We start from the raw sequence: 21882 nt of genomic DNA, 5'->3' as shown, positions 1-21882 counted from the left end.
GCAAAGTTACACATTATTATTAGTAAAACGCTTTTGGATACGAAAGTTTATTCCTATTTTTGCACAATTCACTAAAAAACGTGCAATGATTAAAGAGAATTTCATTAAACTATACGAAAATAGTTTTCGTGAAAATTGGGATCTACCTTGTTACACCGATTATGGAGAAGATACCCAATATACTTATGGGGAGGTAGCTGAAAAAATCGCCCGTTTACATCTGTTATTCAAACACTGTAGCCTCCGCAGAGGGGATAAGATTTCAGTTATCGGCAAAAATAATGCTCACTGGTGCATCGCCTATATGGCAACTATCACGTATGGAGCAATCATTGTCCCCATCCTTCAAGACTTTACGCCCAACGATGTTCATCATATCGTCAATCATTCCGAATCTATATTTCTGTTCACCAGTGACAGCATCTGGGACAATCTGGAAGAGGAAAAACTAACGGGACTGCGAGGCGTATTCTCACTGACCGATTTCCGGTGTCTTTATCAACGTGACGGAGAAACCATACAGAAGTTTCTGAAAAACACCGATAAAGAAATGCATTCTTTGTATCCGAAAGGATTTGCCCGTGAAGATGTTCAATATACCACTTTATCCAATGACAAAGTGATGCTATTAAACTATACTTCCGGAACCACCGGTTTCAGTAAAGGAGTGATGCTGACAGGGAACAATCTGGCAGGAAATGTTACCTTCGGTATCCGCACCGAACTTCTTAAAAAGGGAGACAAGGTACTCTCTTTCCTCCCACTCGCTCATGCATACGGCTGTGCGTTCGACTTTCTGACAGCAACTGCTGTCGGCACCCATGTCACTTTGCTTGGAAAAACTCCTTCTCCCAAGATTATAATGAAGGCTTTTGAGGAAGTGAAACCCAACCTTATTATTACTGTCCCGCTAGTGATCGAAAAGATATATAAGAATATCATCCAACCACTCATTAATAAAAAAGGCATGAAGTGGGCACTCAATATTCCGCTGCTCGACACACAGATCTACAACCAGATACGCAAAAGACTGATTGATGCACTGGGAGGCCGGTTTAAGGAAATCATTATCGGTGGCGCCGCTATGGATAAAGAAGTAGAAGAATTCTTCTACAAAATTAAATTCCCTTTTACTATCGGTTACGGTATGACGGAATGTGGACCACTAATCAGCTATGCCCCTTGGGATGAATTTGTACAAGGCTCTTCCGGAAAGATTCTGGATATAATGGAAGCACGTATCTATAAGGAAAACCCTGAAGCAGAAACCGGAGAAATCCAAGTCCGGGGAGAAAACGTGATGGTAGGATATTACAAGAACCAGGAAGCAACAGAGGAAGTGTTCACACAAGACGGCTGGCTACGTACGGGTGACCTCGGTAGCATGGACAACAGCGGGAATATTTTCATCCGGGGACGGCTCAAGACCATGATCTTAAGTTCAAACGGACAGAACATCTTCCCCGAAGAGTTGGAAACAAAACTGAATAACCTACCTTTCATTCTTGAAAGTCTCGTTATCGAACGCAACAAAAAATTAGTAGCACTCGTTTATGCCGATTATGAAGCGTTGGATTCTCTCGGATTAAACAATCCGGATAACCTGAAAACAATCATGGATGAAAATCTTAAGAATCTGAACAGCAATGTAGCCGCTTATGAAAAAATCAGCAGAATCCAACTTTATCCTACGGAATTTGAAAAAACTCCCAAAAGAAGCATAAAAAGATACCTATATAACAGTATTGCTGTCGATTAGCATGTTTTTAAACATACGAAAGTGGGGAAAAAGTGGCTAGTTACAAAAAAATATATAAAAAAAGTTGGTGTTTCGAGAACAACATATTGAAAAAGTACATACCTTTGCAACGTTTTAATAAAGCAATTGATTGTATTACGTTTTTAAAAAGCAAAGAAAATGAAAAAATTAGTTTTGATGGCCGTAGCTATCGTAGCAGTATCATTCGCATCATGTGGTAACAAAGCAGCTGACGCAGCAAAAGCAACTGCAGATTCTATCCGTATCGCTGACTCAATCGCAGCAGTAGAAGCAGCAGCTCTTGAAGCTGAACAAGCAGCAGCCGCAGCAGCAGATTCTTTGAATGCTGATAGCACTGCAACTGAAACTGTAGCTGAATAATTCAGAAACAGCTTAGAGAGAATTGAAAGTCTGCCATGCGAAAGCATGCACAGACTTTTTTTATGCCTTTATTTTAGCTATTCACACGTTATTTAGCGTATGAACTCTTCACAAAAGGAGCATTCAACAAATAATCCAAGCTTACTTCCACACTCTCTTCTACCGGCATACTATAGCCCTCGATTTCAGCAACGAGATAGTTAACACCTGCAGTTTTTGCATTCTTAAAGATAGCGTCAAAACCTACCATTCCACTTTGTCCGATCTCTCTATGATCCTTCACATGGAATATCTTGAAACGACCGGGATATTTATTAAAATAATCAACAGGACTGTTTTGTCCGCGAACTACCCAATAAAGGTCCATCTGGAAGAAGACATATTCAGGATTCGTATGTTCCAGCATATAATCATACATCACTTTATCTTCTACTTTCTGAAATTCATGAGCGTGATTATGATACCCAAACGACAGACCCTGTTGTTTACAACGTTTGCCTATCTCATTATAATATGCACAATACGTTTCTAAATCTTTGAGCGTCTTAGGTACATCCATCCACGGAGCTACAATATATTTCATACCGGCAGCTTTATGATCGGCAATACACTGATCCCACCATTCAAGTGATTTCGAATAGTCACCGGAGGCGAGTTCTTCTTTCGACAGTCCACGCGTGCAGTGTGAAGACAAGACTTTTAATCCTGCCGATTCGACATCTTTCTTAAATTGTTGAGGAGTCCGGTCATAAAATTTACCGTTATTATAATTGGCAGCTTCAACACCGGTATATCCCATGTTTGCCAATTTCTTCAGAAGAGCAGTATAAGTGGGGTCACACTTACCATCTTTGTTGTCTACCTTATTCAATATATCTCTGACAGAATAGAGTTGAATAGCTACTTCTTTTTTAGCTTTCTTCTTAGTTTGCGCGGTCATTGCCTGTGGAATCATGAAAAGAGTAGCCAACGCACATAAATAAATTTTTGTTTTCATATAATAGATATCAGGGAATTACAATTATTAGATTTATATAGAAAAAAATAGGCACGGATTACACGGAATTACGCGGTTGTTATATAATAACGATAGTTAAAAAACCGTGTTATCCGTGTAATCCGTGCCTTATTTCTTATTTATGCGATTAGTCCAAAACCTTCACGCGGATGTTGCGGAACCAAACATCATCACCGTGATCTTGCAAACCGATGAAACCTTCGTGATTTTCTCCACCACAGTTATTCAGCAATTCAAATGCCAAAGGCCATTTATCTTCGCTGAACTTACTTGCCTGCAACATATCAGTCCATTGTTTTGTCCACAAATGATATTCAAGTACGTTTTCATCGTTTTGTCCGTGAACCACTGTACCTTTATAAACCATAATCTTAGCCTTGTTCCATTCGCCAAATGGTTTAGAGTTTTGAGGAACTGCCGGAATCATGTCATACAAAGAAGCTGACTGACGATTGTTATCTTTACCCAATTTAGCATCCGGATGATTGGCATTATCCAGGATCTGATATTCAGGTGCGGAAACATAAATAGGTTCAAGCACATCATTACCATCTTTGTCTTTAGAAGTAACTTCCTGAGCTAAATACAAAATACCCGAATTGCTACCTTTAGCAACCTTCCATTCCAATTCCAACTCAAAGTTTTTAAATTTATGAGCAAAGATCAAATCACCACCATCACCGTCTTGAGCTTCACCGCCGCCAGAACCGTTGAATTTGATGCAGCCATCTTCGATTGTCCATTTAGTAGGAACACGGTCTTTTCCATAACCACGCCATCCGTTAAATGTTTCACCATCAAAGATTGTGATATAACCATTTTCGTCAACAGGCAGATTCAAACTATCAGTTTCCGGTGCTTTCAATGATTTAGAGTAAGACAACGCAACTTTTTGCTCTTCCGGAGCATTTGCTTTCTTCTGACCACCGCAAGAAGCGAAAACGCCTGCAGCAAGACAACAACAAGCTAATGGATAAAATACTTTTTTCATGATATCAACTATTTAATTTTTAATTTTTAATTTACTTTTATCTCGGCATATCAGGAAGTCTCCAACCGTCACGATAAGTATGTTTAACTAATTCAGCAGCAAACTGTTTCGCATTAATCGGATCAGTCCATGTCTTATCAAATGTCGGATGACCATCATGAATCTTGAATCCGTCTTTGATAACGGTACGGATCGTTTCGTTATCACCGATATTCGTAAAGCACATGTTAGCTCCATCCCATTCAAGAGTCTTATTCAGCGCTTGCAAACGAATAGCCAATACACCCATTGCTACCATTTCATTCATGGGTCCGGCTTCTGAGAAATCAGACTTAGTCATGATACGGTTAGATTTATTTTCTTTACATGCACGTACCCAGTCCATCTCGTGCCCACCGTTCATAGCATTAGGAACACGACGACAAACTTTTGGCGCATTTGGTTTACGACCAGAAAGCAACCAAGGATTCTGTCCATAACATCCGCAAATCAAAGTATCTTTCGTTCCGTGGAAAATAGTCAAACCACCACCACTCTGCATCAGTTGTTTTCCTTCCGGGAATCCTTTCGGACGTTCAGGCATCATACCGCCATCGTACCAATGTACTTCCACTTCAGGCATAGCTACTTTCGGCATATTTTCACGAGCAGGGAAAATCATTTTCACATGCTGTGCCTGCGGAGCACAAGCATTCAACAATAAAGTAGATGATCCTTCCACTTTGGTAGGATATTGCAATTTCAATGCTCTAAACGGCTGATGCAAAATATGGCAAGCCATATCACCTAATGCACCTGTTCCGTAATCCCACCATCCACGCCAGTTCCAAGGATGATAAATAGCATTGTAAGGATTCATTTTAGCAGGACCTGTAAACAAATCCCAATTCAATGTACTAGGAATACGGTCTACACCTTCAGGAACATTCAATCCTTGCGGCCAAATAGGACGGTCTGTTGCACATTCCACCTTAGTTATATCACCGATTTCACCATTCCAAATCCATTCGCATACCAAATCCGTACCTTCGTCTGACGAACCCTGATTACCCATCTGAGTAACAACACCTGTTGAAGCAGCCAAATTTGTCAATAAACGAGATTCATAAACAGAGTGGGTCAACGGCTTCTGACAGTACACGTGTTTTCCCATTGTCATTGCATCAGCAGTGATGATAGCATGAGTATGGTCGGCAGTTGCAATAATCACACCATCGATAGATTTACCCATTTCTTCATACATCTTACGATAGTCCCAGTATTTTTTAGCCTTGGGGAATTCGTCGAACACACCTTTTGCATACTTCCAATCCACATCACAAAGAGCCACAATATTTTCAGTGCCCTTCACGTGATTAATATTGGCATGTCCCATACCACCAATACCCACGGCTGCAAGATTCAGTTTGTCAGTAGGCGAAATATGCCCGTGGCTCATACCTAAAATAGTACTGGGAGCAATAGTAATGCCTGCTAAAGCAGCAGCCCCCGTTTTGAGAAACTTTCTCCTCGAAATGTTTGACATGATTTTATTTATTTAAGGGTTAATAATCTTTGGAAGGTTGCCATGCAACAATCCATATCCATTTTTCATGTTTCTTCTTCGCTCGCGTATTTGCTCCAGAGTGCGCAAATTACCAATAGCGGGCAAATCGTGTTTGCGTGTGTCTTTTAAGAATGTCCACGCATATTCGGATGCAATGGCCGAATCGCGCATAGACGGTAAGCGGGAATTGCGCTTTCCGGTTTCTACCGAATCAGCAAACAGGTCACACAACACGTCTATATTCTTGCCACCGAAAGGTTTCTCCACACGAATGGTCTGATTGACACCGTGCAGATCAACAACAGCGGTATTGAAATCATGCGTCATACGCACAACTCCTTTGGTACCTATAATATCCACATACGAATTATGTGTCTGGTCTTTAGATAATTGTCCATAAACAAAGCCCTGAGTAATATCGAAGACTACGCCATTTTGGAAAGTTCCGTGACATTGTACCCACCAAGGATCTTTATAATTCCACATATTCACTCCCTGCGCATTCCATGTTCTATAATCACAGCCTGCATACCAACGGGTAATATCGACGTAGTGCATTCCACAATCATGGAAAGCAGGTCCCTCGTACTCATGACCTTCGCCCGGTGCCAAACCGGGAGTCATGTGGCAAATACGGATAATAGCCAGTTCTCCGATTTCTCCCTGCTCGATATACTCTTTCATCAGATTATGATACCAGGAATTCCGCAAATACAAGTTTACCGCAGAAATGAGGTTGGTGTTTTCTGTCATCTCCACGACCTTCCACTCATTTTCCATGGTATCTGAAATAGGTTTTTCTGAAATAATGTGTTTGCCGTAGCGAATAGCTTTTTCTATTTGTTCCATCCGTGAGTCGGCCAAAGTGAAAAGACCGACTACCTGTACACTTTCATCCTCAAAAATTTTTTGATTATCTTCTACTATAAGAGATTCAGGAGATAACTTCTTAGCCAATTGACGTGATTCCGGATCAGTATCGCAAATATAAGCAATATTCCATCGCCCACTTTTTGTCATCGCTTCCCAATAGAATCTTCCCATTCTACCAAAACCGATAATTCCAACTTTAATTCTCGTGTCTACTGAAGATTGCGTGTTCATAATAAAACATAGTGAATTTAAGTACAAATAATAGATAAAGTATCAATTTTCACCATCAAGCTGATGAGTAAAAAACTGATATTGCAAATCTAGCCAAATAAATAACGGCTTATTTGACTTACACTACTTTATGTAGATAGTAAATTAACATTTTACACTATTAATCAAGCACTTAACACTTTAAGTATATCAAAAAAATGTAGATGATTTGGAAAGGAGGTCAGCAGTAAAATAACAATTATGTCTCTTGTGTTGAACTAATTTTCATAATTTCGTTCTCAAATTCATCTCTGTCGACAGCAGCTTTATTTCTCATCTTCGTACGATAATTATAAACCGTACTTGTAGAGCACCGAAGGAAGTTCGCTATCTTCCCACTATCCGTAATACCCAAACGTAATAAAGCATAAATACGAAGTTCCCTATTCAATAAAGCATCCGGCTTCAAAATAATCTTCTCTTCATCTTTCAACAAAGCATTAAAATCAGAAACAAAAGTAGGATATAAACCTAAAAAGACCTTATCAAAACGGGCATACAGTGCACTAAGCTCTTCATCAATAAGCGCAGACGACTTCAGCTTCTTAATCAACTCGTCATAGTACTTATTAATAGCTATTTTATACAGCATATTCTGATACTTTTCCATTTTGTGGATATAGCTAAAGCACACATCGAAGAATTCAGCTATATAATATTCCTTTATGCCATTAATTTCACACAATTGATTATTGGTGTCATTCAGCTGGCTGTTCATACTATTCAGTTTATTGTTCAGCCGCAGAAGTTCCTCATTACTCTGCGCCAATGCCTGCTTTATTTTCAACGTTTTCTTCATCTGAATATAGATGAAAACAACGAGCAGAATCAAAAGAAAAAGGATAATACTTGTAGAAATAAGAAAAGTAGTCAGATGCGATCTCGATTTAGCCTGTTCCGCCTGATAGGCAGTATTGATAATCGAATTGAATTTGTAGATTTCGATTGCACGAAAATGAATACCGGAAGAAATTACATCATCAATAGCGGACTGTGTAAATTTAAAAGCATCGGCCAGATTCTTCTCTTCGTATTGTATCAACGCAAGAGATTGAAGAGAGGCATTTTCACGCGTTGCATTCCGGGTATCGGCAATCGCCGACAACATCAGATATTTCTTTTCCTCATCATATTTCTTCTGATGATGACACAATCTGGAATACGAATGAGTAATCATGGCATAATTAGGCGTTCCCACCTCCTCGATATCCAACAATTCCTTAAAAATTTCCTTCGATTTTAAGGTATCACGCCAGATATAATAAGAAGCTTGTGACATCCGGTAATCCCAGGAAGTATGATCTATGAGAGCAAACAGTGAATCCTGATAAGCAGATTGTTGCTTTCCATACAGATTGTTGGCAACAGAAATGGAGTAATGCCCCCAGAAACTGGAGTAAGTCTGATAATAGTCTATTAATAAATCTTTTGGAAGTTCTGACGTCTTTATACTTTTCAAAATAATCTCAGCTTCGCGGAATCTGCCACACATCGAATACAAAAGACTAAGATTTAAAGACGACTGGTTGGTGAAATAGGGTTTATTCAGCCGACGGGAAATCTCGATATTACGATCGACATAATGAATAGCAGAATCAATATGAAATTTTTTATACTCGCTATATAACCGTAAATTGATTCTATACTCCCCTTCAAGAGTCAAACCGGGACTTTTCAACATACATTTTATCCGGTTTATCCTCTCCTCTTTCTTTTGAACATAGACATGTTTCTCATCTATCACTCTACGCAAAGAATCCGTCAATAGTTTCAACTCATCATTCGCATAAAGGACACTGCCAATTCCCAAAGCAATCAGCAGAAGCAAAAACCTCTTCTTCAGAAAACAACAGTTGAATTTCATAATAGTAATAGCAAAGATAACAAAAAAAAGCGATTCATCCATTCAGAACAAATCGCTTTTTGTATATGAAGTAAATTTGCTCTTATTCAGCAACTACTTCGAAAGGAATTTCTACCGAAACTTCCTTGTGAAGTTTAACAATAGCCTTATAGCTACCAACTTCTTTCACAGCGTCTTTTACAACGATGATCTTTCTGTCAACTTCATGACCCAGCTTAGACAATGCCTCAGCAATCTGGATGTTACCAACAGAACCGAAGATAGTACCGGTTGAGCTAACTTTAGTTGCAATAGTCAAAGAAACGCCTTCCAACTTAGCAGCCATAGCCTCAGCATCTTTCTTGATTTTCTCAAGTTTGTGAGCGCGCTGTTTCAGTTCTTCAGCCAACATTTTCTTTGCAGAAGGAGAAGCGATGACAGCTTTTCCAGTCGGGATCAGATAATTACGACCGTATCCGGATTTCACGTTTACGATATCGTTCTTATAACCCAAGTTTACTACGTCTTCTTTCAATATAATTTCCATACTTTTCCTCCTTCTTATTTCATCATGTCAGTTACATAAGGCAGCAATGCCAAGTGACGAGCTCTCTTCACAGCCTGCGCGATACGACGTTGGAACTTCAAAGAAGTACCTGTAATACGACGCGGAAGGATTTTTCCTTGTTCATTCAAGAATTTCTTCAAGAATTCAGGATCTTTGTAGTCGATATACCTAATACCACTCTTTTTGAAACGGCAGTATTTTTTCTTCTTAACATCTACTGACGGCGGAGTCAAATATCTGATTTCTGATTGAACTTGTTGTGCCATGATTAATCCTCCTTTTTGTTTGATTTAACACTTCTTCTTTTTGCAGCGTATTCAGCAGCATACTTATCCATCTTGAAAGTCAAGAAACGGATTACGCGTTCATCACGACGGAAATTAAGTTCCAGCTTGTCAATTACAGTAGGATCTGCATTGAACTCAATCAGTTGGTAAAAACCTGTAGACTTCTTCTGAATTGGGTAAGCCAATTTCTTCAGTCCCCAGTTTTCTTCATTGATAATCTCAGCACCTTCAGCTTGAAGAACGCCTTTGAATTTTTCTACCGCTTCCTTCATCTGAACGTCAGACAAAACGGGAGTTAAAATGAAAACGGTTTCGTATTGATTCATACTTCGTTTAATTAAATAAATAAATTATTTGATTTTAAATGCGGGTGCAAAGTTAGACATTTTATTTTGAACTACAAATATTTAATCTTTTTTTGTATCCGAAGATAGGATTTATCCGGGAAGTGACTTACCTTTGCAAAGTTGTTTAAACAATAATTTCATGATAGAGCAATTTAATTTCGATATCCGGCTTATATTCGCCATACTAAATGGCAAAGTTTCCGCGGCAATCAACCGGAAACTGTACCGTAACTTCCGTCAGAACGGACTGGAAATCAGTCCGGAACAATGGACGGTACTCATTTTTCTGTGGGAAAAAGACGGTGTTACACAACAAGAGTTGTGTAATGCAACTTTTAAAGACAAACCCAGCATGACCCGTTTGATAGACAATATGGAACGGCAGCATCTCGTTGTGCGCATTTCCGATAAAAAAGACCGCCGTACCAATTTAATCCACCTGACTAAAGACGGAAAAGAACTGGAAGAAAAAGCACGCGTTATTGCCGGCCAGACTCTGAAAGAGGCTCTTCATGGCATCACTCTCGACGAATTGAGCATTGGTCAGGAGGTACTGAAAAAGGTATTCTATAATACGAAAGATTAAGCAGAAGAACAGAACTTAAAATCATAAAATCCACTAAATCGTGCATTTATAATGGAATTTTTATCCAAATAATTTCGCCCGTTAAAGAATTATGCTTTAATTTGTGACTGGAATATTATAATCTATTAAAATACACACGCATGAAAGGCTTATTAAAGAACTTAGGATTGATATTAATCTTGGCCGGAGTAGTCATCCTGTTGGCTTGTTCCTTTACAGGAAATGTAAACAACAACGCCATCCTGGGTACTTCAGTAGTACTTGTAGTACTGGGACTCATTTCTTATATTATTATTAATAAGAAAATCGCAGATTAATTTCGCAGAAATCAATAAAAAATCCCGGAAACGAATGTTTCCGGGATTTTTTATTTGTAGTCATCTCAAATGCGATTATTAAGATTCAACTTCCGGGGTAATCAGCTTATAGCCTTTTCCGTGGATATTGATAATCTCGATAGAATCATCTTCTTTCAGATGCTTACGCAGTTTCGTGATATACACGTCCATACTACGGGCATTGAAATAGTTATCGTCGATCCAGATTGTTTTCAAAGCAAAGTCACGTTGCAAAATCTCATTTGCATGTGCACAAAGCAATCCGAGCAGTTCAGATTCTTTGGTAGTCAGTTTAGTCTGTTTGCCTTCTGACGACAGAATTTGTTTCTGTGTATCGAAAGTAAACTTACCAATCTTATAGATATTGCTTTCTTTGTTCTTCTTTCCACGAACACGTCTCAAGATTGCTTCAATTCTGAACGTCAATTCTTCCATACTAAACGGTTTAGTGATATAATCATCCGCACCGATTTTAAATCCTTCCAGGATATCTTCTTTCAGCGTTTTAGCAGTCAGGAAGATAATAGGTATTTCAGCATTTGCTGCACGGACATCCTGTGCCAGTGTGAAGCCGTCTTTTTTAGGCATCATTACGTCGAACACGCACAAGTCATATTTATTCTTCAAGAAAGCCTTATAACCGGCTTCTCCATCAGGATATAACTCAGCAGAATAACCTTTTGCCTGTAGATATTCTCTTAAAAGCATGCCAAGATTTTCGTCATCCTCGCATAATAAAATACGCAGTTTCTCGTCCATATCAATTATTTTTTAATAAAGGTAATGCAATAATAAATTTAGTTCCCACGTTCAGGTCGCTTTCCGCCCGGATGGTTCCCTTATGATCCAATATAATTTTTCTCACATAAGCCAATCCCAGTCCAAAGCCCTTCACATCGTGCAGATTACCCGTATGTACACGATAGAACTTTTCAAATATCTTTTTCAGGTTCTCCTTTTTAATACCGATACCGTTATCCTGTATCGAAATCATCAGTTTACCCGACTCATTCCACGTTCTCACTTTCAGTTCCAGATCCTCTTCCGGTTTCTTATATTTCACCGCGTTATCCATCAGATTAAAGATTACATTCGTGATATGCATCTCATCTGCAAATATAACAGGATCGGTAGCCTCAAGGTTCGATGTTATCTTACCATTATATCGTTCCACTTTCAGAGCAAAGGTATTGACAACACCTGCAATCAATTCATTCGCATCGATCTCCTTCATCTTCAAAGTTGCCTTCTGACGTTCGAACATCGACATCTGGAGCACCTTTTCCACCTGGAAGCGCAAGCGCTTGGTTTCATCATTAATCACTCCCGATATATGTTGGAACATCTGCGGTGATTTTCCTACCGCGGGATCTTTCAACATCTGTGCTGCCAATGAAATGGTAGATATCGGTGTTTTAAATTCGTGCGTCATATTATTGATAAAGTCATTCTTCATTTCCGTCAGTTTCTTTTGTCGGAATACGATATAAATCGTAAAGATGAATGTCACTAACAATACCAGCGTAAATATCAGCGACGGAATCATGAAACTGATTGAGTCAAAGATATAATCTTTCTTACCCGGAAAGTGCACTTTCAATATGCTCATTTTCGCAGGCGGATCATTCTTGAACAATGCCTGCTGATAAGCGTCTTCACTTCCCTTTGCGTCATAATCCGCACAACGATAGACTTCCCTACCGTCTTTGTCAATCACCGTAAAGTGATAAGGCAAGTCTATACTATTATTATATAAGCTCGATTTCAGATAGTCATCCAGTTCTTTGAACCGTACTCTGTCTCCAATCGATTTGTCACTCCCCCGATAAATCATCTGCCAGGCCACTTCATCGAGTAACGCCCGTTGATACATATACCGGTTCTTGATGGCTTCCACTAATGAACGCGAAGTTTCCGGAATGGTCTTTGTTCCCCTGTAAGGAGAAATCATAGCCTTTGGAAGCTCGGAGGGCTTAGTGGTCATCACTTTCAGCTCAAAATCCGAATATACCTTTCCATCCTTAGACTTCACCGTGAACCGTTGCGTTTGCTGAATCAAGTTGTCTTGTTGTATGGAAGCGTTATTCGCAATCAGTGCTTTTCTTTCCGCTTCTGAAATATCTTCGATCAACCAACGTCTGGTCTCTGCATATTCCACATCCTTGGAAACCTGATCCAGGCTATTGCGTACAGCCGAATCAAACTGTTCCTTACGGGTTTTCATCATTTCCTCAATATAACTAACCTGCAAATACAGCAGGCTAAGGAAGGAAAGCCCCATTACAATACCTAATATCCAAATTGTTGACTTCTTCATAGCAACAAAATTAACACTCCCTAATTAACACTCCTAATGCATTAACTTGATTTAACCGGAACTTCCCGGAAATTAACCGTAAGGAGCTATTTAGGTTGTATTCTGATTACTACAACAACAAAACCCCTCCTTTGGTTTGCAAATTTAATAAAAAATTAAATCTTTTCCTTGCGTTTTTCTATCTTTATTAATCATAGTTAAACAAAAACTGTCCCCTTTTACTTAAAAAAGGGAACAGTTTTAACGTTTAAGTTGATAGTTTATAACCAATAGATAGTAAATAGCGAATTTTCCATCAACTATCACATATCATCTATCAACTATCATTTATCTTTATTCTTCAATTTGTTTAGCTTCAAAATCCTTCATCAACTTATCCTGAACATCTGTCGGAACAAGCTCATAACTAGAGAACTTCATAATAAACGAAGCACGTCCGCCGGTGAGTGAGCTAAGAGCAGTAGAGTAAGAAGACATTTCTTTCAAAGGTACTTTAGCAACCAGTTTCTCAAAACCTTTTTCGCTACTCATACCCATAATCATGGCACGACGTCCCTGAAGATCTCCCATTACATCTCCCATCCTATCAGACGGAACAAACACTTCTACATCATAAATCGGTTCCAGAATTTTCGGACCGGCATTCTTGAAGGCTTCACTAAAGGCATTACGTCCGGCAAGCATAAAGGAGATTTCATTAGAATCTACCGGATGCATCTTACCATCGTAAACAATGACACGCACGTCACGAGCATACGAACCCGTCAACGGACCTTGCTCCATACGAGACATAATACCTTTCATAATAGCAGGCAGGAAGCGTGCATCGATAGAACCACCGACAATACTGTTGATAAACACCAGTTTACCACCCCATTCCAATGGTATCTCTTCCGTACCTCTCACGGTAATCTTAAATTCCTGTCCATTGAACTTATACGTATCGGGCACAGGCATACCTTCTTTATAAGGTTCTACAATCAGGTGAACTTCACCAAACTGACCGGCACCACCGGATTGTTTCTTATGACGATAGTCAGCGCGAGCGGCTTTTGTAATCGTTTCACGATACGGAATCTTCGGTTCTTCGTACTTCACCGGAAGTTTTTCGTTGTTTTCCAAACGCCATTTCAATGTACGAAGATGGAATTCTCCCTGTCCGTGTACCAAAGTCTGTTTCAATTCCTTTGACTGTTCGATCACCCAGGTAGGATCTTCTTCACGCATACGATTCAGAATACTCATCATCTTTTCCACATCCGCTTCATTCACCGGCTTGATGGCACGGGTATATTTAGAATTCGGATATTTGATAAAGTTGAATTTATAGTCGCAATCCTTACCGTTCAGCGTATTACCGGTTTTCACATCTTTCAGTTTCACAGCAGCACCGATATCACCGGCTTGCAGCTCTTCCACCTTAACACGGTTACCACCGGCTACCACATAAATTTGCGCAATACGTTCCTTCGAACCACGGTCGGCATTCAGCAAGTCGTCCCCTTCATGAACTTTACCACTCATTACTTTGAAATAGGAAACTTCACCGATATGCGGCTCCACACTGGTCTTGAAGAAATAAAGGGATTCCGGTCCGTTAGTATCCGGAGCCACTTCTTTACCTTCGGTATTCTGTACCTTCGGCATTTCAGAAACAAAAGGAACAACGTTACCCAAGAATTCCATCAAGCGGCGAACGCCCATATCTTTACCTCCACAAACACAGAAAACAGGGAACATACCCCTGGCGATCAATCCCTTACGGATACCTTCGCGCATTTCATCTTCTGTAAGAGAATCTTGTTCGAAGAATTTCTCCATCAGATTTTCATCATTCTCGGCAGCAGCTTCTACCAATGCTTTGTGCATCTCCATAGCCTTATCCATTTCTTCTGCCGGAATATCTTCGATGGTCGGAGCCCCTCCTTCGGGTTTCCACGAATATTTCTTCATCAACAGCACGTCGATCAGTGCATTAAAGCCCGGGCCGGTAGCTATTGGATATTGAATAGGAACAACCTTAGAGCCATAAGCCTCTTTCAGCTGTTCGAGGATATTATCATAATCGCATTTTTCATTATCAAGCTGGTTGACTAGAAAAATAACAGGTTTATTCAGCTTTTCTGTATAACGGAAGTGATTTTGTGTACCGACTTCGACGCCGTATTGGCCATTAAGAAGAATGATTGCTGTGTCGGTCACATTTAGTGCAGTTACTGTACTGCCTACGAAGTCGTCCGATCCCGGACAGTCAATAATATTAAGTTTTTTGTTATTCCATTCTACATGGAGAACGGTGGAGAAAACGGAGTAACCATACTCTTGTTCAACAGGGAAATAATCGCTAACAGTATTCTTTGCGGCAACAGATCCGCGACGTTTTATAACACCACTCTCGAAAAGCATCGCTTCCACGAGAGTGGTTTTCCCAGAGCCAGAACTTCCCAACAAGGCAATGTTCTTGATTTCATTAGTCTGATATACTTTCATAATATATAAGATTTTAGTAATTACTCAGTATGTTTCTCACATACCATTAATTTTGTGATGCGCAAATTAGGGATTAATTGGGGGAAAAGCAACACTTATGACGGTGTTACTAAACAATGTTATGTAACACATCTTTAACATAAACATTTTTTGCTTGCTCATAATTTAATTTCTATACGAACCATCATTCAATAGTATATATGCATATAATATTTAGACTGCACAAACGGATTGTTCAACACCCGGGTCTCAGGCATACCGACACCCGGGTGTTGATAGTGCTGACACCCGGGTGTCAATACCAATGAGACCCGGGTGTCAGACAACTTATCTATGCAACGCCTCATAAGAATGATTTCAGTCAATAAGATTTTTTGTTATATCTGATAATAATCTTACTTTTACAGCCACTAAACTCAAACGGCACAACTATGGCAGGTATCTATCTTCATATTCCTTTTTGTAAAACACGGTGCATCTACTGCGATTTCTACTCAACCACCCGTAGCGAGCTCAAAACCCGTTATGTACGAGCACTTTGCCGGGAGTTAGCCATGCGGAAAGACTACCTGAAAGGAGAAGATATAGAAACCGTTTATTTCGGTGGCGGAACCCCGTCTCAATTGGAAAAAGAAGATTTCGAACAGATATTTGATACGATCCGGACACATTACGGATTAAGCCATTGCCAGGAAATCACATTGGAAGCCAATCCCGACGACCTGACTAGTGAATATCTGAAAATGCTTTCTTCGCTCCCTTTCAATCGTATCAGCATGGGAATACAGACTTTTGACGATCCCACTCTCAAACTATTGAAACGCCGTCACAATGCCCATACAGCTATCGAAGCTGTTCACAGATGTCGGGAAGCCGGTTTTCAAAATATAAGCATCGATCTTATCTACGGATTACCGGGAGAAACCAAAGAACGATGGGAGAATGATCTTCGTCAGGCTGTCAGTCTGAACGTGGAGCATATTTCCGCTTATCATCTGATTTACGAGGAAGATACACCTATATATAATATGTTAAAACAACATCAGATATCGGAGGTGGACGAAGATTCCAGTTTAGATTTTTTCACGTTACTGATAAAGCATCTGCAGAAAGCGGGATTTGAACATTATGAAATTTCGAATTTCTGCCGTCCGGGCAAGTACTCTCGTCACAACAGTTCTTACTGGAAAGGAATACCTTATCTGGGGTGCGGACCGTCGGCACATTCTTTTGACGGGATGACACGGGAATGGAATGTTTCTTCCATCGATACTTATATAAAAGGTATAGAGGAAAATAGCCGTGCTTTTGAAATAGAGTATCTGGATCAGACGACCCGCTACAATGAATTTATTATCACTACCATACGTACTGTATGGGGAACGCCTATAGAAAAGCTGAAACAGATGTTCGGCAATGAGATGTGGGAGTATTGCCAGAGAATGGCTGCGCCTTATCTGAAAAATGGGAAACTGGAAGAACACGATGGAGCCTTACGCTTGACTCGTGAAGGTATTTTCATCTCCGACAGTATAATGAGTGATTTACTTTGGGTAGATTAACAAAACAAACAGCAAGCCGATGACCGAATCAGAAGTTAGAAAGTTATTGCGGCAAATGAAAGAACTGGATTCGCAAACAGCTTTCCGGGACTTTTACAACATGACTTACGATCGCCTCTTCCGCATAGCCTACTACTATGTGAAGCAGGAAGAATGGTCGCAGGAAATCGTTCTCGACGTATTTCTGAAACTATGGAAACAGCGTAGCAATTTACTTGATGTGAGAAACATTGAAGATTATTGTTTCATTCTCGTCAAGAATGCTTCGCTCAATTATCTGGAAAAAGAATCAAAACACACTTACATTCATCCCGATTCTCTGCCGGAGCCACAGGAACAGAACTATTCACCGGAAGAATCACTCATTAGTGAAGAATTATTTGCTCTTTACGTAAAGGCACTCGACCGGCTTCCGGAACGTTGCAGAGAAGTATTCATTCGCATCCGCGAAGAAAAACAAAGTTATGCACAAGTAGCAGAAGAATTAGGTATCAGCATGAATACAGTGGATGCACAACTTCAGAAAGCAATCACACGACTCAAAGAAATGATTAGCCGGGCAGAAATAGATTAACAATTATTTAGAAAAAGAGCGTAGGGAGTTTCTGTCACCCTCCGGTCTTTATCAACAAATAAATCAATCACTAAAAAAGACAGAAAAATGAAAAAGCTAAATGACGCAAACATTGGAATCCTTGTTCTTCTATCAACTTGCCTGTGCCTGTTCTCATGCAACAATGACAACGACAATTTGCCCAAAGACTATGCAGGATTCGAACATTCGAAGGAAACAGTAGAATGTGAAGGAAACAAATCAGAGTGTGAATTGGAAATTAAAATTGTGGCGATGGAGAAAGCGAAAGAAGACCGGACGGTAGTACTTGCCGCACCTCCTCCGGTAACAGGGCAAGCAGCAGTCATACAACTGACGGAAAAGAAAGTAATCATCAAAGCGGGTAAGAAGTCGGCTACGACTATCATTAAAATCTATCCCAAACAGATGGTATTGAATAAACAGAATGTCACTTTATCCTGCACTCCCCAATGGAAAGAAGGAGGAATCAGCAAACTGACCATTCTGTTGAAACGAAAATAATGGATCAAGAGTAATACAGAAAAAATATGAAACACACCGATACGGAATTAGAAGAAATACTGAATCAGCTCATTGCTTCCACGCGTTCACCGCGAGGGCGTTTTTCAGCAGCAGCCAGTTACCCGGAACTAGAAAAAAGACTGAAGTCGCATACCCGGCATCTGACTTTGATACGCACCTTCTCGGCAGCAGCGGCAGTAGCTCTACTTTGCCTATCGGTATGGACAGCTTATTTATATATGCAATCTGCTGCAATACAAACGATTTCCACTCTGGCAGAGACACGTACAGTCCGTCTTCCTGATGGTAGTTCCGTCACGCTCAACCATTATTCTTCGCTTTCTTATCCGGAAAAGTTCCAATCGGACAAACGGGAAGTGGAGCTAAATGGAGAAGCCTATTTTGAAGTAAGCAAGGACCCAAAGCATCCGTTTATCGTGCAGACTGAAACGATTGACGTTCAGGTGCTGGGAACCCATTTCAATGTAGATGCATATCATGACAATCCGGATGTAAAGACAACGTTATTGTCCGGCTCGGTAGCAGTCAGCAATAAAAGTAAATCTGTTCGTATGGTTTTGAAGCCTAACGAGATTGCTATATATAATAAGGTAGAAGAAAAACTCACCCGCAAGGTTTTAGAGAATGCAGAAGATGAAATTTCCTGGCGACAAGGAGAGTTTATATTCGACGACCTGCCTTTACAGGAGATTGCCCGCGAACTGTCCAACTCATTCGGAGCGACGATCCAAATAGCCGATACAACTTTGCAAAATTACCGGATCACAGCACGATTCCGCGATGGAGAAGATCTGGCAACTATTTTATCTGTATTACATAATGCCGGTTATTTCAACTACTCACAAAACAATAAACAGATTATTATCACTGCTAAACCAGACTAAGATGAATATAATATTCCAAGGTCGCTTCCCTGTCAGAACCATTGTTCTGATAGGGGTGGCACTCCTTATCACTACTCAAATATATGCACAAAATGCGGAAGCCCGGCTTTCGCTGACACTACGAAACGCCACACTAAAAGAATTCGTCAAGCGGATTGAAAACTCAACCGGATATTCTTTTATCTATGGCGAGGAAATTATCATCAAACATAAAATCAATTTGCAGGTAAAGGATAAGCCATTGCGTGAAATACTTGACCTCGTATTCAAGAATGAGCAGATCAGTTATCAGTTCACCGGCCGCCATATTCTACTGCAAAAGAAAAAAGAATCAAAAACCGTAGGCCGTAAGTTCACTATCAGCGGATATGTCACGGATGGAACGTCTTCCGAGACGTTGATTGGAACCAATATCATTGAGAGTCATCAGAATCAAGGAACAAGCACCAATCCTTACGGTTTTTACAGCATCACTTTGCCCGAAGGAGAAACCGAACTGCGTTTCTCCTATCTGGGTTATGCCACAGAAGCGCATCATTTTACGCTCTCACAAGATACATTGCTGAATATCCGTATGCAGGGAAACACGCAGTTGCAAGAGGTAGTGATCGTTTCCGATAAAACTGAAACGGGCACCGTAGCTACCCAGATGGGCTCTATCGAAATTCCGATGACACAGATTAAAAATACGCCGAGCATACTGGGAGAAGCAGATGTCATGAAAGCCATCCAGCTGATGCCTGGCGTACAGGCAGGAGTAGACGGTTCAGCCGGACTGTATATACGCGGCGGCAGTCCGGACCAGAATCTTATTCTACTGGATGGAACTCCTGTATACAACGTAGACCACATGTTCGGATTCTTTTCGGTTTTTACTCCGGAGGCCGTCAAAAAGGTAACACTATTCAAAAGCTCCTTTCCGGCACGTTTCGGCGGACGTCTTTCTTCCGTCATTGATGTCCGCACCAATGACGGAGACATGCAGAAATACCACGGCACCCTTAGTATCGGATTACTAACCAGCAAAATCAATCTGGAAGGCCCGATTGTGAAAGGAAAAACCTCTTTCAACATTTCCGCCAGACGTTCGTATGTCGATCTCATCGCCAAGCCATTTATGCCTAATGATGAAGAATATGGTTATTACTTTTATGACATCAATGCCAAAATCAATCATAAATTCTCCGACCGGAGCCGTATCTATCTAAGCGTTTACAATGGAAAAGATCATTTTGCCGCCAATTATGATGGAGATACCGACTCCAAGGATGGAAGCACAATGAATTGGGGAAATACCATTGTTTCCGCCAGATGGAACTATATATTCAACAACCGTCTGTTCAGCAACACAACCGTCTCTTACAACAACTATTTATTCGACGTCAACTCATACAACAACAATAAATATGCTAACAGCATGGGAGCTTCGATAATCAACCGATATTCAGCCGATTATCGTTCTGGGATCAATGACTGGAGCTATCAGATTGATTTCGATTATAACCCGTCTCCCACACACCACATTAAATTTGGTACAGGATATATCTATCATCGGTTTCGTCCGGAGGTCATGACATCCAAAATCTCCGAGAAAACAGGAGACAAAGTAGATCGCGACACCACTTACCACAGCATCGCCAACAGCCGGATTTACGGGCATGAGCTATCGGCTTATCTGGAAGACAACATCAAGGTGAATGACCGTCTGCGTCTGAATCTCGGATTACACTTCTCCTTGTTTCAGGTACAGAAGCAGAGTTATTCTTCTTTGCAGCCACGAGTTTCCGCCCGTTATCAACTAGGAAAAGACGTAACTCTGAAAGCCTCTTATACACAAATGAGCCAATACGTACATCTGTTATCATCCATGCCAATCGCAATGCCTACGGACTTATGGGTTCCCGTGACTAAAAAAATCAAACCGATGCGCTCTCACCAATATTCATTAGGCGGATACTATACGGGAATCGAGGGATGGGAATTCTCGGTAGAAGGCTATTATAAAGATATGTATAATGTATTGGAGTATAAGGAAGGAGTCAGCTTCTTCGGTTCTTCTGCCGGTTGGGAAAATAAAGTGGAAATGGGCAAGGGACGTTCGGCAGGTATTGAGTTTATGGCACAAAAGACACTTGGAAGAACGACGGGATGGCTGTCCTACACTTTGTCCAAAAGTGATCGTCAGTTTGCCAAAGGCGGTATCAACAACGGTGAACGGTTTCCATATAAATATGACCGAAGACACAATATCAACCTGACAATCAACCATAAGTTCAGCGAATGTATCGACATCGGTGCTTCCTGGGTGTTTTATACAGGTGGAACAAGTACAATCCCTGAAGAGAAAACCGCTGTCATCCGTCCTAGCGACGGCACAAACAACGGATTTGGAGGAGGATATGGATATGGAGATTATTTTGATTCAGGCATAACTTCACCCACCATCGGAGAAGCTTCGTATGTGGAGCATCGTAATAATTACCGGTTACCAGCCAGTCACCGGTTGAATGTGGGAGTCAATTTCAACAAAAAGACCAAACATGGTATGCGTACCTGGAATATCAGTCTGTATAATGCATATAATGCGATGAATCCTACCTTCGTATATCGCAGCACCAGCAAAAACGATCCCTACAAACCGATTATCAAGAAGTATACTATACTTCCATTAATTCCATCATTCACTTACACTTATAAATTCTAAA

At 40.4% G+C, this 21882-nt stretch carries 20 protein-coding genes; 9 read left to right on the top strand and 11 right to left on the bottom strand.

The annotated features are described in order from the left end of the window. Positions 1-85: 85 nt before the first annotated feature. Both CJF29_RS04365 and CJF29_RS04360 read left to right on the top strand, forming a co-directional pair. Positions 86-1759: a long-chain fatty acid--CoA ligase gene (locus tag CJF29_RS04365; protein ID WP_074559140.1), complete on the top strand. Its 1674-nt coding sequence runs from the start codon at positions 86-88 to the stop codon at positions 1757-1759. 159 nt (positions 1760-1918) lie between these two features. After that, positions 1919-2140 (top strand): hypothetical protein, encoded by a 222-nt coding sequence (locus tag CJF29_RS04360; RefSeq protein WP_004306615.1) that lies wholly within the window; start codon positions 1919-1921, stop codon positions 2138-2140. 88 nt (positions 2141-2228) lie between these two features. Here CJF29_RS04360 and CJF29_RS04355 read toward each other — a convergent pair whose 3' ends face one another. The 8 genes from CJF29_RS04355 to rpsF form a co-directional block, all read right to left on the bottom strand. Continuing rightward, on the bottom strand, positions 2229-3137 hold the full coding sequence (locus CJF29_RS04355; RefSeq protein WP_074559142.1) for a sugar phosphate isomerase/epimerase family protein: 909 nt from the start codon (positions 3135-3137) through the stop codon (positions 2229-2231). 148 nt (positions 3138-3285) lie between these two features. Beyond that, on the bottom strand, positions 3286-4149 hold the full coding sequence (locus CJF29_RS04350) for a DUF1080 domain-containing protein (RefSeq protein WP_099147274.1): 864 nt from the start codon (positions 4147-4149) through the stop codon (positions 3286-3288). Between the two features lie 37 nt (positions 4150-4186). After that, a complete protein-coding gene (locus CJF29_RS04345; protein ID WP_074559144.1) occupies positions 4187-5674 on the bottom strand; it encodes a Gfo/Idh/MocA family oxidoreductase in 1488 nt (495 codons plus the stop codon). Positions 5675-5686: 12 nt separating this feature from the next. Beyond that, positions 5687-6799 (bottom strand): Gfo/Idh/MocA family protein, encoded by a 1113-nt coding sequence (locus CJF29_RS04340; protein ID WP_074559145.1) that lies wholly within the window; start codon positions 6797-6799, stop codon positions 5687-5689. A gap of 238 nt (positions 6800-7037) precedes the next feature. Further along, the gene (locus CJF29_RS04335; RefSeq protein WP_176553169.1) at positions 7038-8702 is read right to left on the bottom strand and encodes a DUF6377 domain-containing protein; all 1665 of its coding nucleotides are present in this window, start codon (positions 8700-8702) and stop codon (positions 7038-7040) included. 82 nt (positions 8703-8784) lie between these two features. Beyond that, positions 8785-9228, bottom strand: a complete 444-nt coding sequence (gene rplI / locus CJF29_RS04330; RefSeq protein WP_004299330.1) for a 50S ribosomal protein L9 — start codon at positions 9226-9228, stop codon at positions 8785-8787. Between the two features lie 14 nt (positions 9229-9242). After that, positions 9243-9515, bottom strand: coding sequence for a 30S ribosomal protein S18 (gene rpsR, locus CJF29_RS04325; RefSeq protein WP_002562536.1), 273 nt, complete (start codon positions 9513-9515; stop codon positions 9243-9245). 2 nt (positions 9516-9517) lie between these two features. Beyond that, positions 9518-9862 carry a 30S ribosomal protein S6 gene (rpsF, locus tag CJF29_RS04320; protein WP_004306610.1) on the bottom strand — a complete coding sequence of 115 codons (345 nt, stop codon included), beginning with the start codon at positions 9860-9862 and terminating at the stop codon, positions 9518-9520. A gap of 160 nt (positions 9863-10022) precedes the next feature. Here rpsF and CJF29_RS04315 point away from each other — a divergent pair, with 160 nt between their 5' ends. Next, positions 10023-10469, top strand: coding sequence for a MarR family winged helix-turn-helix transcriptional regulator (locus CJF29_RS04315; protein WP_004299328.1), 447 nt, complete (start codon positions 10023-10025; stop codon positions 10467-10469). A 140-nt stretch (positions 10470-10609) separates the two neighbouring features. Then, positions 10610-10786 carry a hypothetical protein gene (locus CJF29_RS04310; RefSeq protein ID WP_167511779.1) on the top strand — a complete coding sequence of 59 codons (177 nt, stop codon included), beginning with the start codon at positions 10610-10612 and terminating at the stop codon, positions 10784-10786. Between the two features lie 78 nt (positions 10787-10864). On the opposite strand, the gene CJF29_RS04305 is transcribed toward CJF29_RS04310, so the two are convergent. The 3 genes from CJF29_RS04305 to CJF29_RS04295 form a co-directional block, all read right to left on the bottom strand. Further along, the gene (locus CJF29_RS04305; RefSeq protein WP_004299326.1) at positions 10865-11566 is read right to left on the bottom strand and encodes a response regulator transcription factor; all 702 of its coding nucleotides are present in this window, start codon (positions 11564-11566) and stop codon (positions 10865-10867) included. Between the two features lies 1 nt (position 11567). After that, a complete protein-coding gene (locus CJF29_RS04300; RefSeq protein WP_074559146.1) occupies positions 11568-13124 on the bottom strand; it encodes a sensor histidine kinase in 1557 nt (518 codons plus the stop codon). Between the two features lie 333 nt (positions 13125-13457). Beyond that, the gene (locus CJF29_RS04295; protein ID WP_074638120.1) at positions 13458-15614 is read right to left on the bottom strand and encodes an elongation factor G; all 2157 of its coding nucleotides are present in this window, start codon (positions 15612-15614) and stop codon (positions 13458-13460) included. 431 nt (positions 15615-16045) lie between these two features. Here CJF29_RS04295 and hemW point away from each other — a divergent pair, with 431 nt between their 5' ends. The 5 genes from hemW (at position 16046) to CJF29_RS04270 (ending at position 21881) form a co-directional block, all read left to right on the top strand. After that, on the top strand, positions 16046-17176 hold the full coding sequence (hemW, locus tag CJF29_RS04290) for a radical SAM family heme chaperone HemW (protein ID WP_074638118.1): 1131 nt from the start codon (positions 16046-16048) through the stop codon (positions 17174-17176). A 19-nt stretch (positions 17177-17195) separates the two neighbouring features. After that, positions 17196-17750 carry an RNA polymerase sigma-70 factor gene (locus tag CJF29_RS04285; protein WP_032844018.1) on the top strand — a complete coding sequence of 185 codons (555 nt, stop codon included), beginning with the start codon at positions 17196-17198 and terminating at the stop codon, positions 17748-17750. A gap of 87 nt (positions 17751-17837) precedes the next feature. Beyond that, positions 17838-18272, top strand: coding sequence for a hypothetical protein (locus CJF29_RS04280; protein WP_004299320.1), 435 nt, complete (start codon positions 17838-17840; stop codon positions 18270-18272). Between the two features lie 26 nt (positions 18273-18298). Then, entirely contained in the window at positions 18299-19177 is an 879-nt protein-coding gene (locus CJF29_RS04275) for a FecR family protein (RefSeq protein ID WP_074638117.1), read from the top strand. Position 19178: 1 nt separating this feature from the next. Then, positions 19179-21881 (top strand): TonB-dependent receptor, encoded by a 2703-nt coding sequence (locus CJF29_RS04270; protein WP_074638116.1) that lies wholly within the window; start codon positions 19179-19181, stop codon positions 21879-21881. Position 21882: the final 1 nt, after the last annotated feature.

Origin of the sequence: Bacteroides celer (assembly GCF_002632415.2) — a bacterium.
GTDB lineage: Bacteria > Bacteroidota > Bacteroidia > Bacteroidales > Bacteroidaceae > Bacteroides.
This window is presented reverse-complemented; position numbering and strand designations above follow the sequence as displayed.